Origin of the sequence: Sinomonas sp. P10A9 (genome assembly GCF_041022165.1) — a bacterium.
In the GTDB taxonomy this organism is placed as follows: Bacteria; Actinomycetota; Actinomycetes; order Actinomycetales; family Micrococcaceae; genus Sinomonas; species Sinomonas puerhi.
The window spans coordinates 1,253,114-1,278,114 of the sequence record NZ_CP163302.1 but is presented as its reverse complement, the minus strand read 5'-3'; the positions used below and the strand labels follow the sequence as shown (position 1 = coordinate 1,278,114).

At 69.1% G+C, this 25,001-nt stretch carries 17 protein-coding genes and 1 pseudogene; 9 read left to right on the top strand and 9 right to left on the bottom strand.

What is annotated here, in order from left to right; genetic code table 11:
* Positions 1–121 precede the first annotated feature (121 nt).
* From AB5L97_RS05815 to AB5L97_RS05780, 8 genes are all read left to right on the top strand, one after another.
* Positions 122–742 (top strand): DUF6318 family protein, encoded by a 621-nt coding sequence (locus AB5L97_RS05815; RefSeq protein ID WP_369046838.1) that lies wholly within the window; start codon positions 122–124, stop codon positions 740–742.
* 23 nt (positions 743–765) lie between these two features.
* A complete protein-coding gene (locus tag AB5L97_RS05810) occupies positions 766–1,614 on the top strand; it encodes a hypothetical protein (protein WP_369046837.1) in 849 nt (282 codons plus the stop codon).
* A 62-nt stretch (positions 1,615–1,676) separates the two neighbouring features.
* Positions 1,677–5,051 (top strand): SNF2-related protein, encoded by a 3,375-nt coding sequence (locus AB5L97_RS05805; protein ID WP_369046836.1) that lies wholly within the window; start codon positions 1,677–1,679, stop codon positions 5,049–5,051.
* Positions 5,052–5,352: 301 nt separating this feature from the next.
* Positions 5,353–6,012 carry a transglycosylase family protein gene (locus AB5L97_RS05800; protein ID WP_369046835.1) on the top strand — a complete coding sequence of 220 codons (660 nt, stop codon included), beginning with the start codon at positions 5,353–5,355 and terminating at the stop codon, positions 6,010–6,012.
* Between the two features lie 343 nt (positions 6,013–6,355).
* Positions 6,356–7,891 carry an NCS1 family nucleobase:cation symporter-1 gene (locus AB5L97_RS05795; protein ID WP_369046834.1) on the top strand — a complete coding sequence of 512 codons (1,536 nt, stop codon included), beginning with the start codon at positions 6,356–6,358 and terminating at the stop codon, positions 7,889–7,891.
* Positions 7,892–8,048: 157 nt separating this feature from the next.
* Positions 8,049–8,771, top strand: a complete 723-nt coding sequence (locus AB5L97_RS05790; RefSeq protein WP_369046833.1) for an aspartate/glutamate racemase family protein — start codon at positions 8,049–8,051, stop codon at positions 8,769–8,771.
* A 190-nt stretch (positions 8,772–8,961) separates the two neighbouring features.
* Entirely contained in the window at positions 8,962–10,176 is a 1,215-nt protein-coding gene (fdhA, locus tag AB5L97_RS05785; RefSeq protein ID WP_307955941.1) for a formaldehyde dehydrogenase, glutathione-independent, read from the top strand.
* 123 nt (positions 10,177–10,299) lie between these two features.
* Positions 10,300–11,640: an FAD-dependent oxidoreductase gene (locus AB5L97_RS05780; RefSeq protein ID WP_369046832.1), complete on the top strand. Its 1,341-nt coding sequence runs from the start codon at positions 10,300–10,302 to the stop codon at positions 11,638–11,640.
* A gap of 20 nt (positions 11,641–11,660) precedes the next feature.
* Here the strand turns inward: AB5L97_RS05780 and AB5L97_RS05775 are convergent, their stop codons facing one another.
* The 8 genes and pseudogenes from AB5L97_RS05775 to AB5L97_RS05740 form a co-directional block, all read right to left on the bottom strand.
* On the bottom strand, positions 11,661–14,423 hold the full coding sequence (locus tag AB5L97_RS05775; protein ID WP_369046831.1) for a hypothetical protein: 2,763 nt from the start codon (positions 14,421–14,423) through the stop codon (positions 11,661–11,663).
* A gap of 4 nt (positions 14,424–14,427) precedes the next feature.
* Complete coding sequence (locus AB5L97_RS05770; RefSeq protein ID WP_369046830.1) at positions 14,428–15,207, bottom strand: C1 family peptidase; 780 nt, start codon at positions 15,205–15,207, stop codon at positions 14,428–14,430.
* A 390-nt stretch (positions 15,208–15,597) separates the two neighbouring features.
* The gene (locus tag AB5L97_RS05765; protein ID WP_369046829.1) at positions 15,598–16,215 is read right to left on the bottom strand and encodes a PadR family transcriptional regulator; all 618 of its coding nucleotides are present in this window, start codon (positions 16,213–16,215) and stop codon (positions 15,598–15,600) included.
* A 69-nt stretch (positions 16,216–16,284) separates the two neighbouring features.
* The gene (gene ligM, locus AB5L97_RS05760) at positions 16,285–17,697 is read right to left on the bottom strand and encodes a vanillate/3-O-methylgallate O-demethylase (RefSeq protein ID WP_369046828.1); all 1,413 of its coding nucleotides are present in this window, start codon (positions 17,695–17,697) and stop codon (positions 16,285–16,287) included.
* A gap of 41 nt (positions 17,698–17,738) precedes the next feature.
* Positions 17,739–18,610, bottom strand: a pseudogene (gene purU / locus AB5L97_RS05755) (formyltetrahydrofolate deformylase).
* A gap of 9 nt (positions 18,611–18,619) precedes the next feature.
* The gene (locus AB5L97_RS05750) at positions 18,620–19,507 is read right to left on the bottom strand and encodes a methylenetetrahydrofolate reductase (RefSeq protein WP_369046827.1); all 888 of its coding nucleotides are present in this window, start codon (positions 19,505–19,507) and stop codon (positions 18,620–18,622) included.
* A gap of 199 nt (positions 19,508–19,706) precedes the next feature.
* Positions 19,707–21,200 carry an aldehyde dehydrogenase family protein gene (locus tag AB5L97_RS05745; RefSeq protein WP_369046826.1) on the bottom strand — a complete coding sequence of 498 codons (1,494 nt, stop codon included), beginning with the start codon at positions 21,198–21,200 and terminating at the stop codon, positions 19,707–19,709.
* 80 nt (positions 21,201–21,280) lie between these two features.
* Positions 21,281–22,678: an aminomethyl transferase family protein gene (locus AB5L97_RS05740; protein WP_369046825.1), complete on the bottom strand. Its 1,398-nt coding sequence runs from the start codon at positions 22,676–22,678 to the stop codon at positions 21,281–21,283.
* 161 nt (positions 22,679–22,839) lie between these two features.
* Between AB5L97_RS05740 and ligM (AB5L97_RS05735) the strand changes: the two genes are divergently transcribed.
* Positions 22,840–24,243, top strand: a complete 1,404-nt coding sequence (gene ligM, locus AB5L97_RS05735) for a vanillate/3-O-methylgallate O-demethylase (protein ID WP_369046824.1) — start codon at positions 22,840–22,842, stop codon at positions 24,241–24,243.
* A 21-nt stretch (positions 24,244–24,264) separates the two neighbouring features.
* Here ligM (AB5L97_RS05735) and AB5L97_RS05730 read toward each other — a convergent pair whose 3' ends face one another.
* On the bottom strand, positions 24,265–24,918 hold the full coding sequence (locus AB5L97_RS05730) for a GntR family transcriptional regulator (protein ID WP_369046823.1): 654 nt from the start codon (positions 24,916–24,918) through the stop codon (positions 24,265–24,267).
* Between the last annotated feature and the right edge of the window lie 83 nt (positions 24,919–25,001).

Here is a 25,001-nt window from a genome sequence, read left to right as displayed (position 1 = left end):
CCTGTCTGGCCGACGGCCTGTGGATACCGCGAAACAGGGATAGTCACGAACTTGTAGACTGCCGAAGATACGTCGCCTGCACCCGGCGACGCACACACACCAACGACGTCGGGGGATGTCAATGGCGATTCGCCGCACACTTCGCTCTGCCCTGTCCATCTTCGCCCTGACGGCCGCGCTCGGCCTGACAGCCTGCGGTGGGAACGCCGACGCCGGCGCCTCGCCCAGCGCGTCCGGCGCCGCGGGGACTTCGTCTGGTACGCCGACACCGGCCGTCGACACACGCCCGACTCCTGCCAGCTCCGCTGGCCCCGCGCGAAACCTGCCCAAGCCGGAGATGCCCGCCGCGGCGAGGGAGAACACGGAGGCGGGGTTCGCGGCGTTCACTCAATACTGGTTCGACACCGCAACTTATGCTCTGGAAACGAGGGACGGGGCTCCGCTAAAGACAATCTCGGCCGAGGACTGCAAGGTCTGCAACGGTTATCTGAAGGACGCAGCAACAGGTGGCTGGACGATCGGGCCGAAATGGATATCGACCTCGTTCGTCTCGGATCTGAAGTTGGACCCCTTAGGTCAGGCAGTCGGATACTTCATGCTCGATGAAGGGTCGTCGAAGTGGTACGAGGCCACCGGGGGGCTAAGCAAAGAGCGACACGGTGGCAACAATGGGCAGGCTAAGGCAATTTACGCCTCCTATGCGAATGGCTCGTGGACCGCCCGCCAGCTGGGGCAAGCGTGAGATCGGGCCTGAGCGCTCTGCTAATGTCAATCCTCTTTGCGCTCGCCGCGCCCATCGCGGCTGCGGCAGACGGAATTGACGGATATTTTGACGGCCAGACAGCAATACTTAATGGAACGACCGGCGGTCAGGTCGAGTTCAAGTTCCCCAAGGTGGAGGGCGTCGCTGAGGTCTTCGTCTACTCTTACGCCCCTGCGTGCGCGAATGACGTGGACACCATCGACGCCACCGCCTGCGCCGCACTGAATTCCCGCTGTACTTCAGAACCCGGCGGGATCATGGTCGTCTGGGAACGAAGGGACACCCGTAATCCGGACGCGCCGTGGCAGCGGCTCGAGCAGGCCTGCCTGTATCCGGGCAAACCCCCCGAGCGACCGGGCGACGTCGTCATTGCAGTGACCGAGAAGCAGCTCCGCGAGCTCCCGATCAAGGCACCCGAACTGGGCAGCCAGCCCGGACGCCACACGCTCAAGGGTGCGGAAACCAATATCTACGCCGATCCGGCAGACCAGACGTTCAGCATCGACATCCTGGGGAAGCGGGTCGACATCAAGGTCAAGCCATTGGAGTACCGCTGGACCTACGGCGACGGCTCCACTCTCGTCACCGGGGTCCCCGGCGGCCCGATCCCCGAGGCCCGCTGGGGCGAGAAGACCGTCACGAGCCACATCTTCACCCAGACCGCCGACGTCAGCATCGGCCTCACCACCGTCTTCACCGGTACCTTCTCCGTAGACGGCGGCCCCTACCAGCCCATCGCCGGCACGGCCCAAGTACCCAGCGCGCCGAAAGCCCTTAGCATCTGGCGCTCTGAGGTCAAGCTCTACGCGGACAACTGCATCACCAACCCCACGGGCCCCGGCTGCTCCTAGCGGCTCGGGGCCATGGGGTCCGTGTGGTGAAGGCTGTCGGAGAGGCGTGGGACGATGAATCCGTGGCCTCCTTCCCTTTCCCCGAGCCGGGCGAAGGCTCTGCCCTGCCCCTCGTGGACATGGCGGGGATGGTCAACCGGGTGGGGCCGGCGGCCATGGCACGGGCGCACACCTACGCCCGGGAGGGGCGCGTCGAGCATCTCGCATGGCACCCGGAGATCGCCGAGCTCACGGCGCAGGTCTTCGGCAGCGACGACGAGCCCTACGAGGTCGGCGTGTACCTCGAGAAGCATCAGGGGTCGTACCGGTACGCCGGCGGCTGGTGCACGTGCCCTGTCACTACGGACTGCAAGCACCTGGCCGCGGTCGTGCTCACGGCCAACACCACCCGGCTCCGCGCAGAGGCCGCAGAGCTGACTGCTGCGAGACGATCGGAGCCTGTGTGGAAGCAGGACCTGCGGCGCATCATCAGCCCACCGGGCGACCGTAGGCGCTTCACGGAACCCAAGTCGCTCGGCCTCCAGTTCGAGCTCCGCGATATGACGGCCATGCTGGGCGCGCGATACTCGCGGTCGCTGCCCAGCAGGGTTCGGTCGGGCCACAAGCTCGGCGTGCGCCCCGTAGCGCTCAACCCCGCCACCGGCAGATGGCTTCGCGGCGACATGGTCTGGAGTAAGTTCGGACGGCAGGACGCCTTGGGCGAATTCGTGCCGGCCCACTTCGACCTCTTCCGCGAGATCCAGGCCTTGAGGCTTGGCACGGAGTCGGGCTACTGGAACGGCAGCGACCCGTGGATCTACCTCGACGAGTTCGCGAGCCCCCTCCTGTGGACCCTGCTCGACGCTGCGGCAGAGCTCGGTATCGAGCTCATGGGCTCGGCCCGGGGAAGCCACGTCGTCGTGTCCGACGACATCGCGGCCATCCGGCTCGATGTCCTCCCCTCAGCGGACGAGGGCGCGCTCCGGCTCGTCCCGTCCCTGTCGGTCGGCGACGTCGCCCTGCCGACCGACAGGGCGGGAACGATCGGAGACCACGGCGCCTACGCCGTCGTGCGCACCGGCGAGCGCGAGGACATGATCGTCCTGGCCCGTGCCGCGTCCCGCCTGGGAGATCGAGAGCGCGCCCTGCTTGCGGCCCAGGACGGCGTGATCATCCCGGCCTCGGACCGCGAGGCTTTCCTCGCCGAGTTCTACCCCGATCTGGCCCGGTCGGTCACGCTGGCGGTCGACGCCGCGCTCGACCTCCCGCCGATCGAGCCGCCCCTGCTGGTGCTCACCGCGATGTTCGAACCCCAGGACGTGCTGCGGCTCGCGTGGCACTGGGAGTACCGGACGGGCGACGGCGTGCGCCAGCACCCACTCGTGCCGTCGCCGGACGAGGCGGTGCGGCGGGACGATGCAGCCGAGGAGGAGACGCTCGCGCGAGTGGCGGCAATCCTCGCAGACAGCCCGTTGCGAGGCCACCCCGTAGGGCCTGCCCGGCTGGAAGACCTCGAGACGGCCGAGTTCACCGAACGGATCCTGCCGGCCCTCGATGGGCTCGGCGGCGTCACCGTCAGGGTCGAGGGGACGAAGCCGGACTACCGGCGCCTCGAAGGGACGCCGAGGCTCGTGCTCAGCGCCGTCGAATCCGACAAGAACGACTGGTTCGATCTGGGCCTCATGGTCACGATCGCCGGCCGGAACATCCCCTTCCAGGACATCTTCACTGCCCTGGCCCGCGGCCGCACCAAGGTGCTCATGCCGGACAAGAGCTGGTTCCGGATCGATACCCCAGAAATCGAGCGGCTCAAGCGGATCATCGACGAGTCCCACGAGCTGCGCGAGTGGCGCGTCGAGGGTCCGTCATCCAAGAAGCCCCCGCGTCTGAGCGTCTACCAGGCGGGCCTGTGGGACGAGCTCGCCGAAATCGCCGGCGAGACAGTCGAGCCGCCGCGCTGGAAGCAGACCGTTGCGGGGCTCCTGGACCCGACCGCATTGGACAGGGTTCCCGTGCCCAGCGGGCTCAACGCCGAGCTCCGTCCCTACCAGGACGAGGGGTTCCAGTGGCTCGCCTTCCTGCACCGGCACGGGCTCGGCGGCATCCTCGCCGATGACATGGGCCTCGGCAAGACCCTCCAGACGCTTGCCCTCATCCTGCACACGAGGGGTCTCGACACGGCTCAACCACCCGTGGTTGAGCGGAGCGCAACGGAGTCGAAGCCCCCGTTCCTCGTCGTCGCCCCGACCTCCGTCGTCTCGAACTGGGAGGCCGAGGCCGCCAGGTTCGCCCCGGGGCTGCGCACCGTGGCCCTCACGGATACCGAGGGCAAGTCCCGCACCCCGATCTCGGAATCGGCGCAGGCCGCGGACATCGTCGTGACGAGCTATGCCCTGTTCCGCCTGGACTACGAGGCCTACGCTGCCCTCCCCTGGGCGGGCCTCATCATGGACGAGGCCCAATTCCTCAAGAACCGTGCCACCAAGGCCCACCAGTTCGCGAGGGACCTCGAGACCCCGTTCAAACTCGCCCTGACCGGAACGCCCCTCGAGAACAATCTCATGGAGCTGTGGTCCCTCTTTGCGATCGTCGCCCCGGGCCTGTTCCCGGCCGCGAACCACTTCGGGCAGGACTTCGCGAAGCCGATCGAGAAGAACGGCGACTCCGAGCGTCTGGCGAGGCTGCGCCGTCGTGCGCGGCCGCTCATGCTGCGCCGCACCAAGGAGGCGGTCGCCACTGAGCTGCCGGAGAAGCTCGAGCAGCGCCTCGACGTCGAGCTCGACCCGAGGCACCGCAAGCTCTACGAGCAGTACCTCCAGCGCGAGCGCGAGAAGGTCCTCGGCCTCGTCGAGGACCTTGACCGGAACCGGTTCATCGTGTTCCGCTCCCTCACGCTGCTGCGGCTCATGGCGCTGGACCCGTCGCTCGTCGACGAGACGCACAGCGGCGTGTCCCCGGCCAAGCTGGACACCCTCCTCGAGCAGCTCGACGACGTGGTGGCGGAGGGCCACCGCGCGCTCGTGTTCAGCCAGTTCACGTCCTTCCTGAAGAAGGCCGCCGCCCGACTGGATGCGGCGGGGGTTCCGTACGAGTACCTGGACGGGTCCACGAAGCGCCGCGGCGAGGTCGTTGGCAGGTTCAAGCAGGGCGAGGCTCCGGTCTTCCTCATCTCTCTCAAGGCAGGCGGGTTCGGGCTGAACCTGACGGAGGCGGACTACTGCTTCCTGCTCGACCCCTGGTGGAACCCCGCGGCCGAGGCCCAGGCGGTGGACCGCGCCCACCGGATTGGACAGACCCGGCGTGTGATGACGTATCGTCTGGTGGCCAAGGGCACCATCGAGGACAAGGTCATTGCCCTCAAGGAGAAGAAGGCAGCCCTGTTCTCCTCGGTCATGGATGACGACGCGATGTTCTCCTCGACGCTGACTGCAGACGACGTCCGGGGACTCCTCGAGTAGGCCTCCGGAGGTTACGCGGACGACGCGCGGAATTGGTCACAATTTGGCAACGACGGATTAGTACCCTACGGTAGGTGTCAGTTCGATAACGGACCTACCGCCCGCCATCCCCCAGCGAGGCGCCAACAAAGCCTGTGGCCCACGGCCGCTGGCCACATATGCCGGGTGCTGCCGTCCACCGTTCGCCGCCGTCTGCGCAGCCACCATGACCTGACCTCTCAACGTCAGGGGCCGGCGGCGCATGCTGAGTTCCGGGGACGGAGCGAGTGCCGGTGGAGCCCCGTGCATCATGAGACTCCCTATGAAGAAGATCACTCTTTCAGCTGCCCGCCGTTCACTCGCCGTCGTCGCCGCTTCCGGTGCGGCCCTCAGCGCTGCCGCCCTCGGGGCACCCGCCGCCAACGCCGCCGACGGCGCCACTTGGGACGCGCTCGCCCAGTGCGAGTCCAGCGGCAACTGGTCCATCAACACCGGCAACGGCTTCTACGGCGGCCTGCAGTTCACCCAGAGCACCTGGGCCGCCTTCGGCGGAACCGGCGCTCCGCAGAACGCCTCGCGCGCGCAGCAGATCGCCGTCGCCGAGCGGGTGCTCGCCGGCCAGGGCTGGGGCGCATGGCCAGCGTGCTCCGCCAAGCTGGGCCTGTACGGCAAGTCGGGCGCAAACCCGACTCCGGTCCAGGTGCAGGCGGCTCCGGTCCAGCAGGCCCCCGCCAAGCAGGCGGCCCCGGCCCAGCAGGCTCCGGTCCAGCAGGCCCCGGCCCAGCAGGCCCCGGCCCGCCACGCCGCCGCGGCCGCGGTCAGCGGCAGCACCTACACGGTGGCTGCCGGCGACACCCTGAGCCAGATTGCCCAGAACCTCGGCGTGACCGGCGGCTGGCAGGCCCTGGCCGACGTGAACGCCAAGATCATCTCCAACCCGAACCTGATCTTCCCGGGCCAGGTGCTCCAGCTCCCGGCCTGATAGGCGAGCCTCCGGCACCACGCCGGAATCGAGGGCAGGATCTGGGCCTTCCCCCCTGAGGCCCAGCCCCGGCCCTCCCCGACGCCGCGTCGGGACACGCACGGTTCCACGGAATCACGGCGTGCCCCACCGCGGCGTCATTTTTTGACCCCTCAAACCCATTGCCATTTGGGATACCAGTGGACTAACTTTGGAATACCAAAGCGAGACGCGGGTCACACCTCCCCGAGACTTGCACCACATGCGGCCCCTCGGACCGCACTGCTGAGCCTCAGAAGATCCCAGAGGCCAGTGCATCACCAAGTTGCGCGCCGTCCTTGACCCGATCCCAGAGAGTTCAATCATGAACAGCACACAGGACACCGCCGTCCAGACGCTGGACACTGAAGACGTGGCCCACACGGAGGCCAGGCACGCAGCATCCGCGGTGCCGACCGGCCTCAGCCCCCGCCTCTACAACAGGGACCTCGCGCCGACCCGGCGCGAGGGCCGCAGCTGGACCGCCTACAGCATCTTCACGCTGTGGGCCAACGACGTGCACAGCCTCGGCAACTACGCCTTCGCCATCGGGCTCTTCGCCCTCGGCCTGGGCGGCTGGCAGGTCCTCGCGGCCCTCGGAGTTGGCGCGGCACTGCTCTTCGCCCTCCTGACCCTCTCCGGCTTCATGGGCCAGAAGACGGGTGTCCCCTTCCCCGTCATGAGCCGGATCGCGTTCGGCATCCACGGCGCCCAGATCGCGGCGCTCATCCGCGGCGGCGTGGCCGTTGCGTGGTTCGGCATCCAGACATACCTCGCGTCCGTAGTGCTGCGGGTCCTCCTGATCGCCGTCTTCCCGGACCTCAAGCCGCTCGACGAGGGTTCGATCCTGGGACTCTCCGCGCTCGGCTGGATGGCGTTCGTCGCCCTCTGGATCGTCCAGGTCGTCATCGTCTCCTACGGCATGGAGATGATCCGCAAGTACGAGGCCTTCGCCGGCCCCGTCATCCTCGCCACGATGGCGGCTCTCGCGATCTGGATGTTCTCGCAGGCCGGATTCTCGATCGCGTGGAACACGGGCCACGAGCTCAGCGGCGGCGACATGTGGCTCAAGGTCCTCGGCGGCGGCGCCCTGTGGGTCTCGATCTACGGCACGTTCGTCCTGAACTTCTGCGACTTCACGCGCTCGGCGCGGTCCAAGAAGTCGATCGTCAAGGGCAACTTCTGGGGCATCCCGATCAATATGCTCCTCTTCGGCACCATCACTGTGGTCCTCGTCGGTGCCCAGTTCAAGATCAACGGCCACATCATCGGGAGCCCCTCGGACATCGTTGCCTCGATCCCCAACACGTTCCTGCTCTCAGCAGCATCCACCGCGCTCCTGGTCCTGACCGTCGCCGTGAACCTCATGGCCAACTTCGTCGCACCGACGTACGCCCTGACCAACCTGTTCCCGCGCAGGCTCAACTTCCGCCGCGCAGCGCTCGTCTCGGCCGTGATCGGACTCGTGATCCTGCCCTGGAACCTGTACAACAACCCCGCGGTGATCGAGTACTTCCTCGGCGGCCTCGGTGCCCTCCTCGGCCCGCTCTTCGGCGTGATCATGGCCGACTACTGGCTCGTCCGCCGCGGCAGGGTCAACGTCCCGGCCCTCTACTCCGAGGCCCGCGACGGCACGTACCACTACGCGAGGGGCATCAACCCGAAGGCCATCGCGGCGCTCATCCCCGCGGCGGCCGTGGCGCTGGTCATCGGGTTTGTCCCAGTCCTCGCGCCGCTGAGCTCGTTCACGTGGTTCTTCGGTGCCGGCATCGCGGCGGTCAACTTCTACTTCCTGGCCGACCGCAAGTGCACGTTCGAGGACGTCGAAGGCGAGGCCATCGCCGTCCCGAGCGTCCACTAAGCGCGTGGCTGGTGGGGCAAAAGGTCGGAACCGCCCCGCCCACACCGCCACAACGCACGACGTCGGCTGGCCGGCCCCCGCACCCGGCCCGCCGGCGTCGTGCTTACCCCTCTATGCCAACGCATTTATGCCAACGCACCAACGGAAGGAAGCCGCCATGCGCATCCTCGTCGCCAACGTCAACACCACCCAGTCCATGACGGACTCGATCGCCGAGGCCGCACGGGCCGCGGCGTCGGAAGGCACCGAGATCGTGGGCATCACGCCGCGGTTCGGCGCGGCCTCCTGTGAGGGCAACTTCGAGTCCTACCTCGCGGCGGTCGCCGTCATGGACGCCATCACGCGCTACGAGGGCGATTTCGACGCCGTCATCCAGGCCGGCTACGGCGAACACGGCCGCGAGGGCCTCCAGGAGCTGCTGGACGTCCCGGTCGTGGACATCACCGAGGCCGCGGCATCGACCGCGATGTTCCTGGGGCACAAGTACTCCGTGGTCACAACCCTCGACCGCACCGTCCCGCTCATCGAGGACCGACTCAAGCTCGCCGGGCTCGATGCCCGCTGCGCCTCGGTGCGCGCGTCCGGGCTCGGCGTCCTCGAACTCGAGACCGATCCAGAGCGGGCCGTGAAAGAGATCGTCGCCCAGGCGGAGAGCGCTGTCGGGGACAACAGGGCCGAGGTGATCGTGCTCGGCTGCGGCGGCATGAGTGGTCTCGACGCCCAGATCCGCGAACGCTGCGGTGTCCCGGTGGTCGACGGCGTGGCCGCCGCCGTCGCGGTGGCCGAGGGGCTCGTCCGGCTCGGGCTGAGCACGTCCAAGGTCCGCACGTACGCGGCGCCGCGGCCCAAGAAGGTGATCGGCTGGCCCCTCGCGTCCTAAGCCGGATCAGGCCTCCGGGCCTTGACCCCTGCCCTTGGCCGTGCCTACGGTCGAAAAACCGCCACTCAACGACGCTGGCGGCATCGCGAGCGGTCCCCCAAAGGCCGCAGCCGGCGTCATGGACGGTCCGCTGAATCAGCACCGCAGGGGCTGGGGCCCCTGCTTCACTGAGCAGAGAGGTACCAGAACTATGGCAGGCAACAATGCAGTCGCGTACAAGAGCCCGGGCAAGGTCGAGGTCATCGACATCGACTACCCGACGTTCGAGCTCAAGGACGGGCCCGGCGTCAATCCGGCCAACGTTGGGCGGAAGGTCCCGCACGGCGTCATCCTCAAGACCGTCGCGACCAATATCTGCGGCTCCGACCAGCACATGGTCCGCGGGCGCACCACGGCTCCCCCGGACCTCGTGCTCGGGCACGAGATCACCGGCGAGGTGGTCGAGACGGGGCCGGACGTAGAGTTCCTCCAGGTCGGAGACCTCGTCTCCGTCCCGTTCAACATCGCCTGCGGGCGCTGCCGGAACTGCAAGGAGCGCAAGACGGGGATCTGCCTCAACGTCAACCCCGACCGGCCTGGCTCGGCCTACGGGTACGTGGACATGGGCGGGTGGGTCGGCGGCCAGGCCAACTACGTGCTCGTGCCGTACGCGGACTTCAACTGCCTCAAGTTCCCGGACAAGGACCAGGCGCTCGAGAAGATCATGGACCTCACCATGCTCTCGGACATCTTCCCGACTGGCTTCCACGGTGCCGTCACGGCGGGCGTTGGCGTGGGTTCGACCGTGTACGTCGCGGGAGCCGGACCGGTGGGCCTCGCGGCGGCGACGGGCGCGCTCCTGCTGGGGGCCGCCGTCGTGATCGTCGGTGACATGAACGCGGACCGACTCAAGCAGGCCGCGAGCTTCGGCTGCGAGACGGTAGACCTCACCCAGGGCGGCCCGGCGGAGCAGATCGAGCAGATACTCGGCGAGCCCCTCGTGGACTGCGGCGTGGACGCTGTCGGGTTCGAGGCGAAGGGCCACGGCGCGGGCGCGAGCGAAGCTCCGGCCACAGTGCTCAACTCGCTCATGGACATCACGGCGGCCGGCGGGGCCCTCGGCATCCCCGGCCTCTACGTGACCGGCGATCCCGGCGGCGTCGACGAAGCCGCGAAGAAGGGCTCGCTCTCGCTGAGCCTGGGCACCGGTTGGGCCAAGTCGCTGTCCTTCACCACGGGCCAGTGCCCGGTCATGAAGTACAACCGCCAGCTCATGATGGCGATCCTCCACGATCGGGTGTCGATCGCGAAGAACGTCAACGCGAAGGCCATCAGCCTCGAAGACGCTCCGCGCGGCTACGCCGAGTTCGATTCCGGCGCGGCCAGCAAGTATGTCCTCAACCCGAACGGGTACATCAAGAACTAGCCCGCGCGGACGCCTCAGGCCACCGACGTCACGGCGCCGGGTGCGGCGACGAGTATGGACGCTCTCGTCGCCGCTTCGGCGTCCCACCCCCGGAGGGAAGCCTCCGCCGCGTACGCTGGAGGCATGGCTGCACCGGAGCGGACACGCGTGGCGGTGGTCGGCGGCGGGCCCGCCGGGATGTTCCTGGGACTCCTGCTCGCGCGGGGCGGGATCGACACCGTGGTGCTCGAGAAGCACCCCAACTTCCTGCGCGACTTCCGCGGCGACACCGTGCACGCCTCAACGCTGGGGCTCCTCGACGAACTGGGCCTCGGCTCCGCGTTCGCCGCGCTCCCCCAGCGACGCGTGGACTCGGTCGAGATCCAGCTCGACGCGGGGACCGTCCGGCTCGCCGACTTCGGCCGCGCACTCCCCGGCCTCCATCCGTACGTCGCCTTCGTCCCGCAGTGGGACTTCCTCGAGATGCTCGCCGACGCCGCCGAGCACGAGCCGCACTTCACCCTCGTCCGCTCGGCCGAGGTGGTGGGCCTGACGCGTGACGGCGGGCGCGTCGCCGGGGTGCGCTGGCGGGATTATGCGGTGGCTGAGCCTGCGGCGGTTGAGCCAGCAGTGGCTGAGCTTGCCGGGGTTAAGCGCAGCGCAGCGGAGCCGGAACCCGCTGAGCACGTCCTCGCCGCCGACCTCGTCGTGGCGTGCGACGGGCGCTGGTCGACAGTCCGAGAAGCGGCCGCCCTGGTCCCGCGCGAGTTCGGCTCGCCCGTGGACATCTGGTGGTTCCGCCTCCCGCGCCATGAGGGCGATCCCGACGGCGGGGTCGGGCGCCTTTCGGGCCATGAGTTCATGATCATGATCGACCGCGGTGACACGTGGCAATGCGGCTACCTCCTGGCCAAGGGGGCCGACGCAGCCTTGCGTGGCGAGGGGCTCGACGCGTTCAGGGCGAAGCTCGCTCGCCTCCAGCCGTGGCTCGCGGACCGGTTGGACACCTGGCCCAAGACCCTCGACGACGTGAAGCTCCTGGACATCAGGGTCGAGCGGCTCGAGGAGTGGCACCGCGATGGGCTGCTCCTGATCGGCGACGCGGCCCACCCGATGTCCCCCGTGGGCGGCGTCGGCATCAACCTCGCGATCCAGGACGCCGTCGCGGCGGCCCAGCTTGTGGGTCAGTGGATGCGGCACCATCCCGGCCCGGTGCCTGCGGACGTCCTGTCCGGCGTGCGGCGGCGCAGGCTCCGGCCCACCGCGCTCGTGCAGGCGTTCCAGCGCGCGGCCGCGCGCGGCGTCGTGAGCAGGGCGCTCAAGGGTCAGGTCGCGACGTCCCGGACCGCCGTTCCGCTGCCTCTGCGGGTGCTCACGCGGTTCCCCATCCTGCAGTCCATCCCGGCGCGGTTCATCGCGATCGGCCCGCGGCCCGAGCACACGCCGAGCTGGGCGCGCCGGCTGGAGCGGATGGCCCCGCGCTGACGCGCCAGCCCGGCCGGCGGCTACCAGTCCGCGATGAGGTCGCGCCGCGCGGTGAGGTAGGCCACGGTCGGCAGGTAGTTGCCGTGGGTCGCGACCTGTGCCATGTACGAGTCGGGCTCCATCTCGAGGGTGAGGCGATCAAGCACGTTGGCCTCCTGGGAGTAGGAGTAGCCCGGGAACCCGAGGAAGTCCGTGCGCCGCCACAGGTTGATCCACACCGGCTGCGGAGCCGGAGCAGTCCCCAGCAGCGTGGTGAGGGGCCCCGCAGCGGGCGAGCGGACGCCGTCGTGCCCTTCCAGTTCGGGATCCGCGAGGATGCGCGCCCGCTCGAGGACCCGGGCGCGGCTGCGCGGAGGCGTGCCGACAACCGGCAGGTCCTTGCCCTTCCACGGGTCTGCGGTCCAGAACGACGGCGCGCCGACCCCGGGGGTTCCGAGCACATCGGGGCCGAACAGCTCGGGGAAGAACCGCCCGAAGTACGGGCGCAGCTGCATACCGAAGCTCAGGAACCGCACGCGCGGTATGAGGTCGGCGCGGCCGATCGCGGTCAGGTGGAAGAGAGCCGCGACGCCTAGGACGGTCCCGAGGCTGTGGGTCGAGAGGAGCACGCGGCGGCGCGGGTCCGGCTCGAGCCAGCGGATCATCCGGTCGGCGAGCTCGGGCACGGCGCGCTCGCTGTAGCAGGCAGGCCCGAACGGGTGCGCGGCGCGCGGGAGCCACGCCATGAGGTCCCACAGGAGCCCGAGCGGCCGAGCGGCGTCCGGCGAGGCGGCCTTGGTCACGGCCATCCCGAGGACGGCGGTGCCGCCGAGCACCACTGCTGTGAGGACCACGAGCTGGCCGGCCTGCCACATCGCGGTCACGGAGTCCCCGCCGAAGGCGCCCGTGAGCACGCCCCGAACCCACGCCCAGCGTCCGCTGTGTTCCCTGTTCTCCCACAGGATGGCGAGCGCCATCGACGCTGCCACGGCGATGCCCACAGTCCACGCGAGGAAGTGCAGGAGCGGCTCGGCCCGCTGAAGGAACGCGCTCGCGCGGCGCTGCTTGACGATCTCGAGACGGTAGACCTCCTCGGACTGGTCGATGGCGGGCGTGTCGATGGTCGAGCGGCCCAGCTTGAGGAGCCCGACCACAATGAGCACGAGCATGACGATGGCGGCCATGAGCCCGAGGACCCCGCCGAAGGCCCAGAAGGCAATCGGGACGGTGATGTCGTGGGCGCCCGAGGGCAGCGAAACGTCGCGGAAGAGCGGGTCACCCGGCACGCCGCGGGTCTGGAACCGGCCCGAGCGCAGGTAGGAGCCGGCGCCAAGCGCGAGGGCGCTCGCGAGGAACGCTCCGAGGAGGAGCCCGAGCATCATGAACACACCCGGGCCGGCGCCGTGCCAGGCCTCCTCGCGAACCCTCGCATTCCGTCGCCGCATCGTCAGGTACGGGACCACGACCAGTCCGCCGCTGAGGACGACGACGGCGAGCGCCGCCGCGTTGGCACCCCACCCGAAGGAGTCGAGCCATCCGGCCAGGACCGCCCAGAGCGCGGCCGTGCCGACGGTCAGGACGGCGGCGGCGATCCACTCGTTGTAGCCCGCGCGGACCACGCAGCCGGCCGTGGCGAGGACCGTGAGGGCCACGAGGATCAGGGTCGGGGTGATCTGGCCGCCGCCGAACGGACCGGGCACGTTGGTGCCGGAGCCCCAGATCTCCAGGCCGAGGCACGCGAGGTAGACCGCGACGGCGATGCCGAGGAGGATGCTGGCCTGCGCATCCCTGCTGTCGCGGATCCGTTGGGTCAGCCCCTCGCCGCCGGGGACCGGATGCGGCGCGCGCACGGACCTCGCCCAGAACGCGATCACCGCCGCCGATGCGGCGAGGTGCGCGAGGGCGAGGCCGAACAGCGTCGGTGCCGCGGCGCCGTCGTGCGGGACGGCGTCCCATGCGAGGGTCGCCACGACGAGGTCCACGCCCGCGGCGAGGTGCAGGAGACCCGTGGGCGAATTGACCCGCCGGCGCATCCACATCTCGGGCACCGCGAGCGGGAGCGCATCCGGCGCGGCCTGCGCCTCGCGGACCCGCGCGGCGTCGTGGATCCTGGTGCGGAAGCGGACGTCGCTGATGAGGCCCAGGACGGCCATGACCACGACGGCGGCGATCGGCGCGAGCGAGAACAGCGCTAGGCGCTGGCCGCGCGTCCATTGGCCGAGCCCGTCGAGCTGGCCCGGAAGGGCGCTACACACGCGCCACGCGCCGGTCTGGTCGATGGGGAGGAAGCACTGGACCGCGACGAGGTCGAACATGACCGTCGAGACGGCGGCCGTGAGCAGCAGGGTCAGGGCGAGGGCGAACAGCCGCGTGATCCCGCCGCCGCTGCCCGTACGCAGGCCGCCCTCGCGGCGCGGGTCGGTCTCGAACGCTCGCGCCCAGTAGCCGGCGTTGGCGAAGCCGAAGGGCGCGACGAGGAACCACAGCACGTTGTAGACCGTGCGCCACACGCCGGTGAGGAAGCTGCGGCCCTTCGCGAAGCGGTCGAGGTTGCCCCAGCTGTACGCCTCGAGGCGCGTGCGGGCGTCCGGGTCGCGGTCCCTCGTGGTGTAGAAGCCGGCGAGCTTGTCACCCAGAGGAATCGGTCCATCGTGTACGAGCGCGATCCGGTCCACACTGGTGCCGAGCATCTCCTGCGGCGGGGTGTTGCGGACACCATGCACGCGCAGCTCGAGGATGTGGGGCTCGGGGTCCGCCGCCGCTGGGTCAGTCGCCGCAGCGGCGGGATCGCGCTCGTACGGCATGGCCTCAGGCCAGCGTCCGGATGGTCCAGAAGTCGCTCGAGAGGCCCGAGGAGAGGAGGTACTGGTACGGGAGGGTGAAGTATCCGCCCTGGCCCCAGCCGGATCCCCACGAGTTGCGGACGCGGAACGTCTGGGCCGCGTTGTCGTATCCGACGGCGAGGACGGCGTGGCCGCCGAGCGCCTGTTCGGACGGCCCGGGCATCGGCACCACGCCGGTCTGGGCCACCGCCGGGCTCTCGAACGACTCGTACACTGTGATGCCCAGCACGAACGGGTAGCCGGCGGCGAGGCAGCCCTGCATCTGGGTCAGGATCCGGGCCACGCGCTGGTAGGCGATCGCACGGTGCAGCTTCGCGTCGATGTAGCACTGGGCTGGCGGCTGGGCCGCGAACTCGCCGATGACATACGGCCACTCCGTCTCGGCGCATGCGCCCTGCGTGCCGACGGACTTCACACCGTCGCGGATCTGCGCCCCGGAATCGCTCGCCACGGTGTGCTCCATGGTGCGCTCGTTGTAGTAGATGAAGAGCCTCGAGGGCGTCGTGTAGCCGGCGATGCCCTGCTTGCCTGCATCGAACTCGAGGGCCCCGCCGATCGCGTTGGCCGTGCAGGAGCCGAGCTGGCCCTGATCATAGACCGGCGGACACTCCGCGGTGAGGTCCACGGAGGGTGGGAGCGAGGCGAGCACCGTATGCGGGGCGGCGTAGAGGAAATCGCGCTGGTCGGGGACGTCCGGTACCCAGCCGTAGGCGTGGGCTGCGCGGGAATCTGCTTGAGTGGTCATGTCCGAGGACTTCCAGGAAGTGGCGTGGCCGCCGGGGGAATGGAACCCCAGCTGTCGTGGGCATGGCCTCGGGCTCTGGCGCTGGAGCGTTCCGGCGCGAGCGGGTTCTGGCGCGGACGACGGCGCCGGGTCGGCGGGGTGCCCCGCCCGCCGGGTGGCGGACGGGGCGCCCTGCTGACGGGCGTCGGCCCGAGTGCTGGGGATCTCGGACCGACCGGATTAATTTGTAACTCGATTTTATTAACTAGGATGGCCGCACGTCAAGACCCTTGTGGGCATGACTTCGTGTTCCCCGGCCGCGTCCCGGAGCCGGCGGCACCCTCCGCGAGCCGGCGGCGCCCTTCGCGAGCGCACGGCGACTGCCCCAGCAAGCGGCGGCCGTGCGCCGTCCTACGCCCCGAGCTCCGCGGCCGATGACCAGGCGCCGTCCTCGGCGAGGGCGTCGACGAGCGCCAGTCCCCTCTGAGCCCAGGCGATCTCGCCCTGCGCGCGTTCCACGAGGCCCTCGTACGTGAACCGCTTGAAGGCGATCGTGCGCTCGCGGTCCTCGGGCGGCGTGACCGCGAGCCGGAGGGCGAGCATCGGGTTGGAGACGGCGGCGATCCGCGCGAGCTCCCCCTCCCACTGGGCGAGTTCTCCCTCCCACTCGGAGATGTGGGCCCGGAAGAACTCGCGTGCTGCCGCGGGCGTCGTGGCCTCGAGATAGGCTGCGCGAAGGTGCGCGGGGTCGCGGACGCGCGCGTACTCGAGCGGGGTGCGCATCCAGTCGAGGAAGGCGCGCTCGCCGGCATCGGTCATGTGGTAGACCTTGCGGGTGCCACGCTCGCCCCGGGGCCTCTCCTCACCCTCGATGAGGCCCGCGGCCTCCATCTTGCGCAGCTCGGGATAGATCTGTGAGTCGGGCGCGTGCCACACGTGCCCGACGGACACCGCGAACTGCTTCTGCAGGTCGTACCCCGAGAGCGGGCCGACCCTCAGCAGGGCGAGCAGCGCGAATCTCAGGCTCACAGGGCCACCTCCATGGATGTATCAGACCGGCGCGGGCGGCCTCACGGTCTCCCGCGCCAGCCGGACGGGCTAGGCGGACTGGTAGTTGGTCCGCCACCCGCCGTGGTACTCGGAGCGGGCCACAGCAGAGTACGGTACGGGACTGACGACGGCGCGCACCTCGAGCTGTTCGTGGGGCTCGACGGCGGCCTTCGAGGTGCCGCCGTTCGGCTCGCCCCACACGACCGTGACTTCCGCGCCCTCGGGCACGTTCGGATCGACGGTCGCGAGGGAGAGCGCCGTGCGCTCGTTCGCGCTGTAGCCAGTGAACATCGAGAAGCCGACGGCGCTCCCGTCCGCGTCCACGACCGAGTCGTAGTTGGCGGAGCCGTAGTTCGCCAGGGGAAGGTCGAAGAACTTGTACTGCGGGCCGGCCGTGTCGAAGAGCGAGGAGAACAGCTTCGTCATGTCCTCGGCGTTCCAGGCCAGCGTGACCTTGCGGCGCTGCTGCGCGGGGTCAGCCTTCTGCAGTGCGTCCCGGCCGATGAAGTCGTGGTCGAACTTGACGAAGGAGCCGTAGCCGAGCTCCCACGGGGTCAGGTAGTAGTCCTCGATGCTGTCGGAGACGAACGAGCCCGCAAGCGTGCCGGTGGCCTCGTAGCCGTCCGCGGGGAGCCACTCGCGGTAGCCCCGCTCGGCCTCGCCCGTGTAGATCGCGGGCAGGGGCGACGGGATCCAGCCGGACTCGAGGGTGTTCGACGGGTAGGCGCGGGAGCCCACGGGCACGAGTCCGAACTCGGCGCCGGCCTCGACGATCGCGTCGCGGATGCGGTCATGGTCCGCGTACGGGCCCCAGACCTCGAGGCCGGGCGCGCCGGCCATTCCGTGGCGGAGCGTGCGCACTGTGGTGCCGTCGATCGACATGGTGGACATGTTGAAGAACTTGAGCTGCTCGACCGGGCCGCCGTTGAGCCTCTCGATGACCTGCCAGGCGCTGGGGCCCTGGATCTGGAAGCGGTAGTACTGCCGGGAGACGCCGTGCCCGTAGGGCCGGGACGGGGAGCGTCGGTCAACTGTGATGTCGAGGTTGCCGTAGCCGCCGGCCTGCCCGTGGTAGAGCAGCCAGTTCGCCGCCGGTGCCCGGCCCACATACACGTACTCGTCGTCGGCCTCGCGGAACAGGATGCCGTCCCCGATGACGTGGCCCGACTCTGTGGTCGGCACGTACTGCTTGGCCCTGTTCACGGGGAAGACCTCAGTCGAGTTGATCGCCGTCGCCCGGATCAGGTTGATCGCGTCGGAGCCCTTGAGGAACAGGTTGTCCATGTGGTGCGACTGGTCGTAGAGCACCGCCGTGTCCCGCCAGGCCCTCTGCTCCTTGATCCAGTTCTGGAAGTCGGCGGGGACCACCGGGTAGATGTACGAGCCGATCTGCGAGTTGCGCAGGAGGTCGACCGGTCCCTGGGACGCGTCGAGGACTTCCTGCAGATTCTTGGGTGCCACGGTGAACCTCTCGTTCTGGTGTGAGTTCGGTCTGGTCTTTGCTAGAAGACGATGGTCTGGTTGCCGTGCCTGATGACCCTGTCCTCGGCGTGCCACTGGACGGCGCGCGAGAGCACGGCGCGCTCCACGTAGGCGCCGCGGGCCGCCAGGTCGGCGGCGGTGTGGGCGTGGCTGGCGCGGGCCACGTCCTGCTCGATGATGGGGCCCTCGTCGAGGTCCTTGGTGACGTAGTGGGCGGTGGCCCCGATGAGCTTCACGCCCCGCTCCTTGGCCTTGCGGTAGGGCGCGGCGCCGATGAATGCCGGCAGGAAGGAGTGGTGGATGTTGATGAGCGGGACGCCCACGCGGTCGAGGAGCGCCCCCGAGATGATCTGCATGTAGCGGGCCAGCACCACGAAGTCGACGTTCCCCGCCAGCAGCCTGAGGATCTCCTCCTCGGCCGCGGACTTGTCACTGCCGGACGAGGGCACATGGAAGAACGGCACCCCGAACGAGCGCACGTCCTCGGCCGTGTTGGTGTGGTTAGAGATGACCATGGGGATGCTCACGGGCAACTCGCCCCGGCGGTGCCTCCACAGCAGTTCGAGCAGGCAGTGGTCCGACGTCGAGACCATGATGGCCATACGCTTGCGCACGGACCGGTCGGTGAGGGACCACTGCATGCCCAGCGGTCCGAGCGTCTCGGCGAGGTCTGCCTCGACATCTGGCATAGCGGCCGCGAGGTCGGACCGCATGAACTCGACCCGCTGGAAGAAGTCCCCTCCCGTGGGGTCGGTCGAGTACTGGTCGAGCGCCACGATGTTCCCCTTGTTGCGGGTCACGAGGGCGGCGACGGCGGCGACGATCCGGGCCTGTCCGGGCCGTGGACGATCAGGTAGGCCTGATCCCTGTGGGACTCGGTGTGCACCGCCATGGCCGCAGCTCAGCTCCTCTCGGCGATGAACTTGTTCGCCCAGTCTGCGGTCGCCTTCAGTCCCCCGAACGTGTAGAAGTGCAGCCCCACCCGTCCCGGGATCCCGGGGCCAGGCCATGAGTCTGTCAGTGCCCCGGCGAGATCATCGACGAAGTGCTCGGGGCCCGCCTCGCCGATCAGGTTGGTGAGGGAGAACCCGTACTTCTTGACGATCATCGCGTTCGCGCCCACGCCGAAGCGCCGCGCGAAGCCGAGAAGGCGCCTGATGCCCGCTGGCCCCGGCACGCCGACCCGGACCGCTGCTTCGATGCCACTGGACCGCACCCCCGCGATCCACGCCGCGACGGGCTCGGTGTCGAAGGCGAACTGGGTGAGGATCACGGCTCCCAGCCCTTGCTCCTTGAGCGCCGCGACCTTCTCATCGAGAGCGCGCGAGAGAACGTCCGTGCCGATGTCCGGATGGCCCTCGGGGTATCCCCCGACGCCGACCTCGCGGACGCCGTACTTCTGCAGGAGGCCGCTGCTGATGACGGCCAGGGAGTCTTCGTAGGGACCCTCTGGATCGGCGGGATCGCCGCCCACGGTGAAGACGTGCTCTGTGGCGCCGACCTCCTGCAGCCGGCCGAGGAATTCCTCGAGGTGCGCCGTCGACTTGAGCCTGCGCGCCGAGATGTGCGGGACGGGGATGAAGCCGTGGTCGCGGACAGCCTTCGCGGCCGCGACCCGCATCTCGAGGTCCTCGTTGCCGAGGAACGTGACGTTGATCCTGGTCCCGGACGGGATGTGGTCCTTCGCCTCGACGAGGCCGGGGATGTCCTTGCCGGTCATCTCCAGGGAGAAGTCGTCGATGAGTTCGAGCGATGCCCGGCGGTTCTGCACGGTTGCGGTTCTGGCCACGGTCCGTCACTCCTGTTCTCGGGCGCCACGGTGCGTCCTTCTCCGAATGTAACTATGTAGATAGGGAATGTCTATAGGTATTTTGCCCCGACCCCGCGCCCTCGCCCCAAACGCCTGAGAGTCAGCTCCTGGGAGTCACGTCTAGTGACTCCCAGGAGCTGACTCTCAGATGGTGGCTTCAGCCGGGCGGCCCTGGGGATCAGCCGGCCGCGAGGGCGTCCGGGTCGAGGTGGGCGATGGAGCGGGTGTCCTGGAACGCCCGGACGCCCTCGATGCCCTGCTCGCGGCCGAAGCCGGACTGCTTCATGCCGCCGAACGGCGCCCGAAGGTCGAGCCGCGTGGCGCCGTGGTCGTTGACCCACACGTAGCCGCACTCGAGCTGGCCGCCGACCCGGTTGGCGTGCTCGGGATCGGATGACCAGACCGAACCGCACAGACCCGCCCACGTGTCGTTCGCAGCCGCCACTGCGTCCTCCTCGGTGTCGAACGGGATCACGGGGATGACGGGTCCGAACTGCTCGTGCGTCACGACGCGCAGCGACGGGTCTGGGTCGATCACGATCGCGGGGCGCAGGAAGTTGCCGCCCTGCAGTTCCGGGCTGGCCGGCAGCGTCCCGAACTCGCGGACCTCGGCCCCGGAGGCCTTGGCCTCCTCGATGAGCTCCGCGACGAATGCCTTCTGCACGGGCGAGTGCAGGGGCCCCATCGTGGTGCCCTCGTCCAGCCCGTACCCGATGACCGCCCTGTCGAGCCGCGCCGAGAGCCCCGCGACAACGTCGTCCAGGCGCGAGCGGTGCACGTAGATCCGCTTGGCGTTCATGCAGATCTGGCCGGTCGTGTCGAAGACCGCCGCGTAGAGGCGGTCGAGCTCGACGTCGTCGAGCGTCGCGTCCTCGAGGATGACGGCGGGATCGTTGCCGCCGAGCTCGAGGGTGACGCGCGTGAGCGAGGAGGAGGCCATCTGCATGATGCGCTTCCCGCCCGCGACGCTGCCCGTGAAGCAGACCTTCGCGATGTCCGGGCTCGTGATGAGCGCGGACATGTCCGCGTCCTTGCCCGTCACCACGTTCAGGACGCCCGGCGGAAGCTTCTCCGCGATGCGCTGGACCACGCGGGTCGTGGCGAGCGGCGTGGTGGGCGGCGGCTTCACGATCGCGGTGTTGCCCGCGAGGAGCGCGTGCGGGAGGGAAGCACCGAGGATCGCGATCGGCCAGTTGAAGGGCACGATCACGGTCACGACCCCGAGCGGCTGGTAGGCCACCGTCGTCGTGACCGGGATGCCGGGCGCCGGTCCGAGGACCTTGGCGGCATCGACTTCGTCGGCGAGCGCGAGGGCGAGGTTCCAACGGATCTCGAAGACGAGGGAGTCGACCCAGGCCTCGATGCGGATCTTGCCGTTCTCCTGGGAGAGGATCGCGGCGTCCTCGTCGCGCGCCTCGGCGATCCCCGCGAGGGCGGCCTGCATCTGCTCGGCACGCCCCCGCGGGCTCAGGGCGCTCCACGCGGGGTAGGCGGCCTTGGCGGCCGCAATCGCGTCGTCGACGTCACCGGCGCTGGCCGCGGCGGCGTGTCCGACGACGACGCCCGGCTTGCCCGGATCGAGGACCTCGAGGGTCTCGGCGGCCCGCCGCTCGGCTCCCCCGATGTACAGCCCGGTGGTCACCGGCGCGGACGTATTGAGCGTCTCGGTCATGGCTCCTGCTCTCCTTTCCGTTGCAGATCACGTCAGTTGCAGATCACGTCAGTTGCAGATCCGGTCTGGTACAGATCAGGTCAGGAGTTCGCGCGGTACACGGTGCGGGCGAACTCGTGGTATGGCGCGGGGGCCACGGTCGCGCGGATGCGCACCTGGCGGTGGTCGGCGTCGACCGAGGCCTTGCGGGACACCGGGTCCTCACCCCAGACCACCTCTACTTCGGTGCCGTCGGGCACGTCTGTATCGAGGGTCGCAAGGGACATGTAGAGCTGGTCGAAGGCGACGTAGCCGGCGTCGGTCGAGATGCCCACACGGGCGCCGTCGCGGAGGACCTCGTCCATCTGGAAGAGCCCGTAGCGGGCCTTCGGGAAGTCGAGGTACTTGGCCGGCGTTCCGGGCTCCATCTGCGAGCGCACCACGGCCGCGACGTCATCCGCATGCCAGATGAGCGTGGCCTTGCGGCGGTTCTGGTTCTCCGCGTGCTTCTCGAGGGCCGCACGGCCGTGGAAGTCGTGGTCGAACCGGACCGACCTGCCCAGGCCGATGTCGTAGGGGGTCATGTAGTAGTCGTGGACGTCGGTCGAGTAGAGCGATCCGCCGATCGAGCCGGCCCGGGCCGCGGGCAGCCACTGCCGGTACTCGGCGAAGTCCTCGTCGAAGATCGCGGGGAACGGCGTGGGCACCCAGCCCGATTCGAGCGGCGAGGCCGAGTAGGCCTTCGCCCCGACGCGGCGGATGTCGAACTCCGCGCCGGCCTCCATGAGCGCGTCGAGCACGGTCTCGTGGTCCTCCCACGGCCCGTAGAACTCGAATCCGGGCTGCCCGGCCATGCCGTGGCGGAGGGCCTTGACGGGACGGCCCGCGATCTCGACGTCGCCGATGTGGAAGAACTTGATCTCCGGGATCGGACCTGCGAAGACCTTCTCCATGACCTCGTTGGCCCGCGGGCCCTGGAGCTCGTAGCGGTAGAACGTGGGCGGCCCCTGGCGCATGTGGGAATTCGCCTCGAGGCGCTGGTGGACGTCCCGGCCTGCTGCGGCAGCCTTCTCGACGTTGAAGCGGACCCAGTCGATGAGCAGGTGATGGCCGATCAGCACGAGCCCCTCGGGGTCGCCGTCGATGTCGGAGTTGTAGAACAGGATGCCGTCCCCGATGAGGTAGCCGTCCTGGTTGACGGCGATGAGCTGCTTCGCGACGCCGGCGCGGAAGGCTGCGAACGTGTTCGGCGAGATGGACGCGAGCAGCGGCAGGAGGTCGGCGCCCCCGAGGAAGAGCTGGGTCATGTGGTGCGACTGGTCCATGAGCGCCACCGTGGTGTTCCACGCGCGTTGCTCGTCGCGCCAGTTGGTGAACTCCGGGGCAACCGGGAACGTGAAGGCCGGCCAGTCCTGGTTCCGCAGGAGCTCGACGGGGCCTCCGGCCCGCTCGATCGCGTCCGCGAGCGATTCGGATGCTGCGGGAGATTCTGGGGTCATCGTTGACCCCTCCTTTCGGCCGAGGTTCGAAACGGCTCGCGGCGGGTCAGGCCACGCTGTGGGGTCTCTGCCAGACAACCACGCCCCTAGCCCTCGGTCAAGACATCTAATACATTATCGTCACCAATCCCGTCGTGAGAGTTGTCGTGAAGGAGCGCCCCGTGGCCCCCAAGAACCTCCAGGATGTGCTGGATGCTGCCGGAAACACCGTCGAACTGCTGCGGAACTCCCAGCTGGGCACCTACATCTACCCCGTGGTTCCCGCGGAGTTCAGCAACTGGCGGCGCGAGCAGAAGGCCTGGCGTGACGCCGCCGTGCTCTACGACCAGACGCACCACATGGTCAACTTCTTCGTCAAGGGCCCGGACGCACTCAGGCTCCTGTCCGAGACGGGCATCAACAGCTTTGCGAACTTCCCCGTCGACACCGCCAAGCAGTTCGTCCCCGTCGCCTCCAACGGCGGAGTGATCGGGGACGGCATCCTGTTCCACGAGGCCCAGGACGACTACGTGTTCGTGGGCCGCAACCCGGTGGCCAACTGGCTCCAGTTCCAGGCGGAGACTGGCGGCTACGACGTCGAGTACACGTACGACGACCGCTCGCCGTCGCGCCCCTACGGCCAGGCCGTCACCCGGGAGTACTACCGGTTCCAGATCCAGGGCCCGAACGCGTGGCAGATCATCGAGAAGCTCGCCGGCGGCACGGTCGAGAAGGTCAAGTTCTTCCACATGGGACACATGGCTATCGCGGGAGCACAGGTCCGCACGCTGCGCCACGGCATGGCCGGCGCCCCCGGCCTCGAGATCTGGGGGCCGTACGAGCAGCACGGCGCGGTCCGGGACGCCGTCCTCGCAGCCGGAGCCGAGTTCGGGATCGAACCCTGCGGCTCCCGCGCCTACTCGTCCAACACCCTCGAATCGGGGTGGATCCCCTCGCCCCTCCCCGCGATCTACACGGGAGCGGCCGAGCGGGCGTACCGCGAGTGGCTCCCCGCGACGGGCTATGAGGCGATCAATGCCCTCGCCGGCTCGTTCGTCTCGTCCGCCATCGAGGACTACTACCTCAACCCGTGGGAGCTCGGCTACGGATCCTTCGTCAAGTTCGACCACGACTTCATCGGCCGCGACGCCCTCGAGAAGATCGACCCCGCCGCGCAGCGGAAGAAGGTCACGCTCGCGTGGAACGACGAGGACCTCGCCTCCATCTGGGCGTCCTTCCTCGACCGCGACCGGCCGGGCTTCCAGTTCTTCGACCTGCCCAACGCCAACTACGGCTCCTCCAACTACGACTCGGTGGTCGACGCCGACGGCACGGTCGTGGGGCTCTCACTGTTCACCGGGGTCTCGGCGAACGAGCGGCGCGGGCTCTCGCTGGCGACGGTGGATCCGAACGTCGAGATCGGCACCGAGGTGCGGGTCGTGTGGGGCGAGCCCGACGGCGGGTCGCGCAAGACGACGGTCGAGCCGCACGAACAGGTGAGCGTGCGCGCCGTCGTGAGCCCGACGCCGTACTCGACCGTAGCCCGCACCGAGTATCACGGGGGCTGGCGGACCGCGGCGGTCTGACGCCGCAGCCGCCGCCCGGGCTCAGACCGCGAGCTCGCGCAAGGCCCCGATGACGTTGAGCAGGTGGCTCCGGACCGCCCGCTCGGCGTCCTCGGGGTCGCGGGTCAGGATCGCGTCGATGATGGCGGCGTGCTCGAGCACGGACACCTTGGCGCGCGAAGGGCGCGAGGAGAGCTTGAACTGGTGCCGGACGCTCTGGGCGTGCAGGCGGGCCAGGATATCCGAGGCCGTGGCGTGCCGGCTGAGCTCGCGGACGCGGACGTCCAGCAGGCGGTTGAGGCGCGAGTACTCGACGAGGTCGCCCTCCGCGACGGATGCGACCATGTCCGCCCGCAGCCGCTCGAAGCCCGCCGCCTCCTCGTCGGTGAGGTGCTCGGCGACCTTCGCGGCGCACAGGCCCTCCACGCCGATGCGGACCTCCAGGATCTCGATGGCCTCATTGAGGGAGATCGCCCGCACGCGGGATCCCTTGTTGGGGAGCCGCTCCACGAGCCCCTCGCCCGCCAGCTCGAGGAGGGCGGTGCGTACCGTGGCCCGGCTCGCGGAGAACGCCGCGCTCAGGTCCGCCTCGATGAGCCGCTGGTTGGGCGCATACTCGCCGGCGACGATCGCGCTGCGGATCAGGTCCGTCACGCGCGCCTCGGAAGCCGAGTCGTTCACCGCCGGTTCCGACATGGGGGTCTCACTTCCGGATTCCATGGCAGGGACCCGAGACCGGGCCCAATTTTGTCCACAATCTTAGAACCAATCCACGGGAG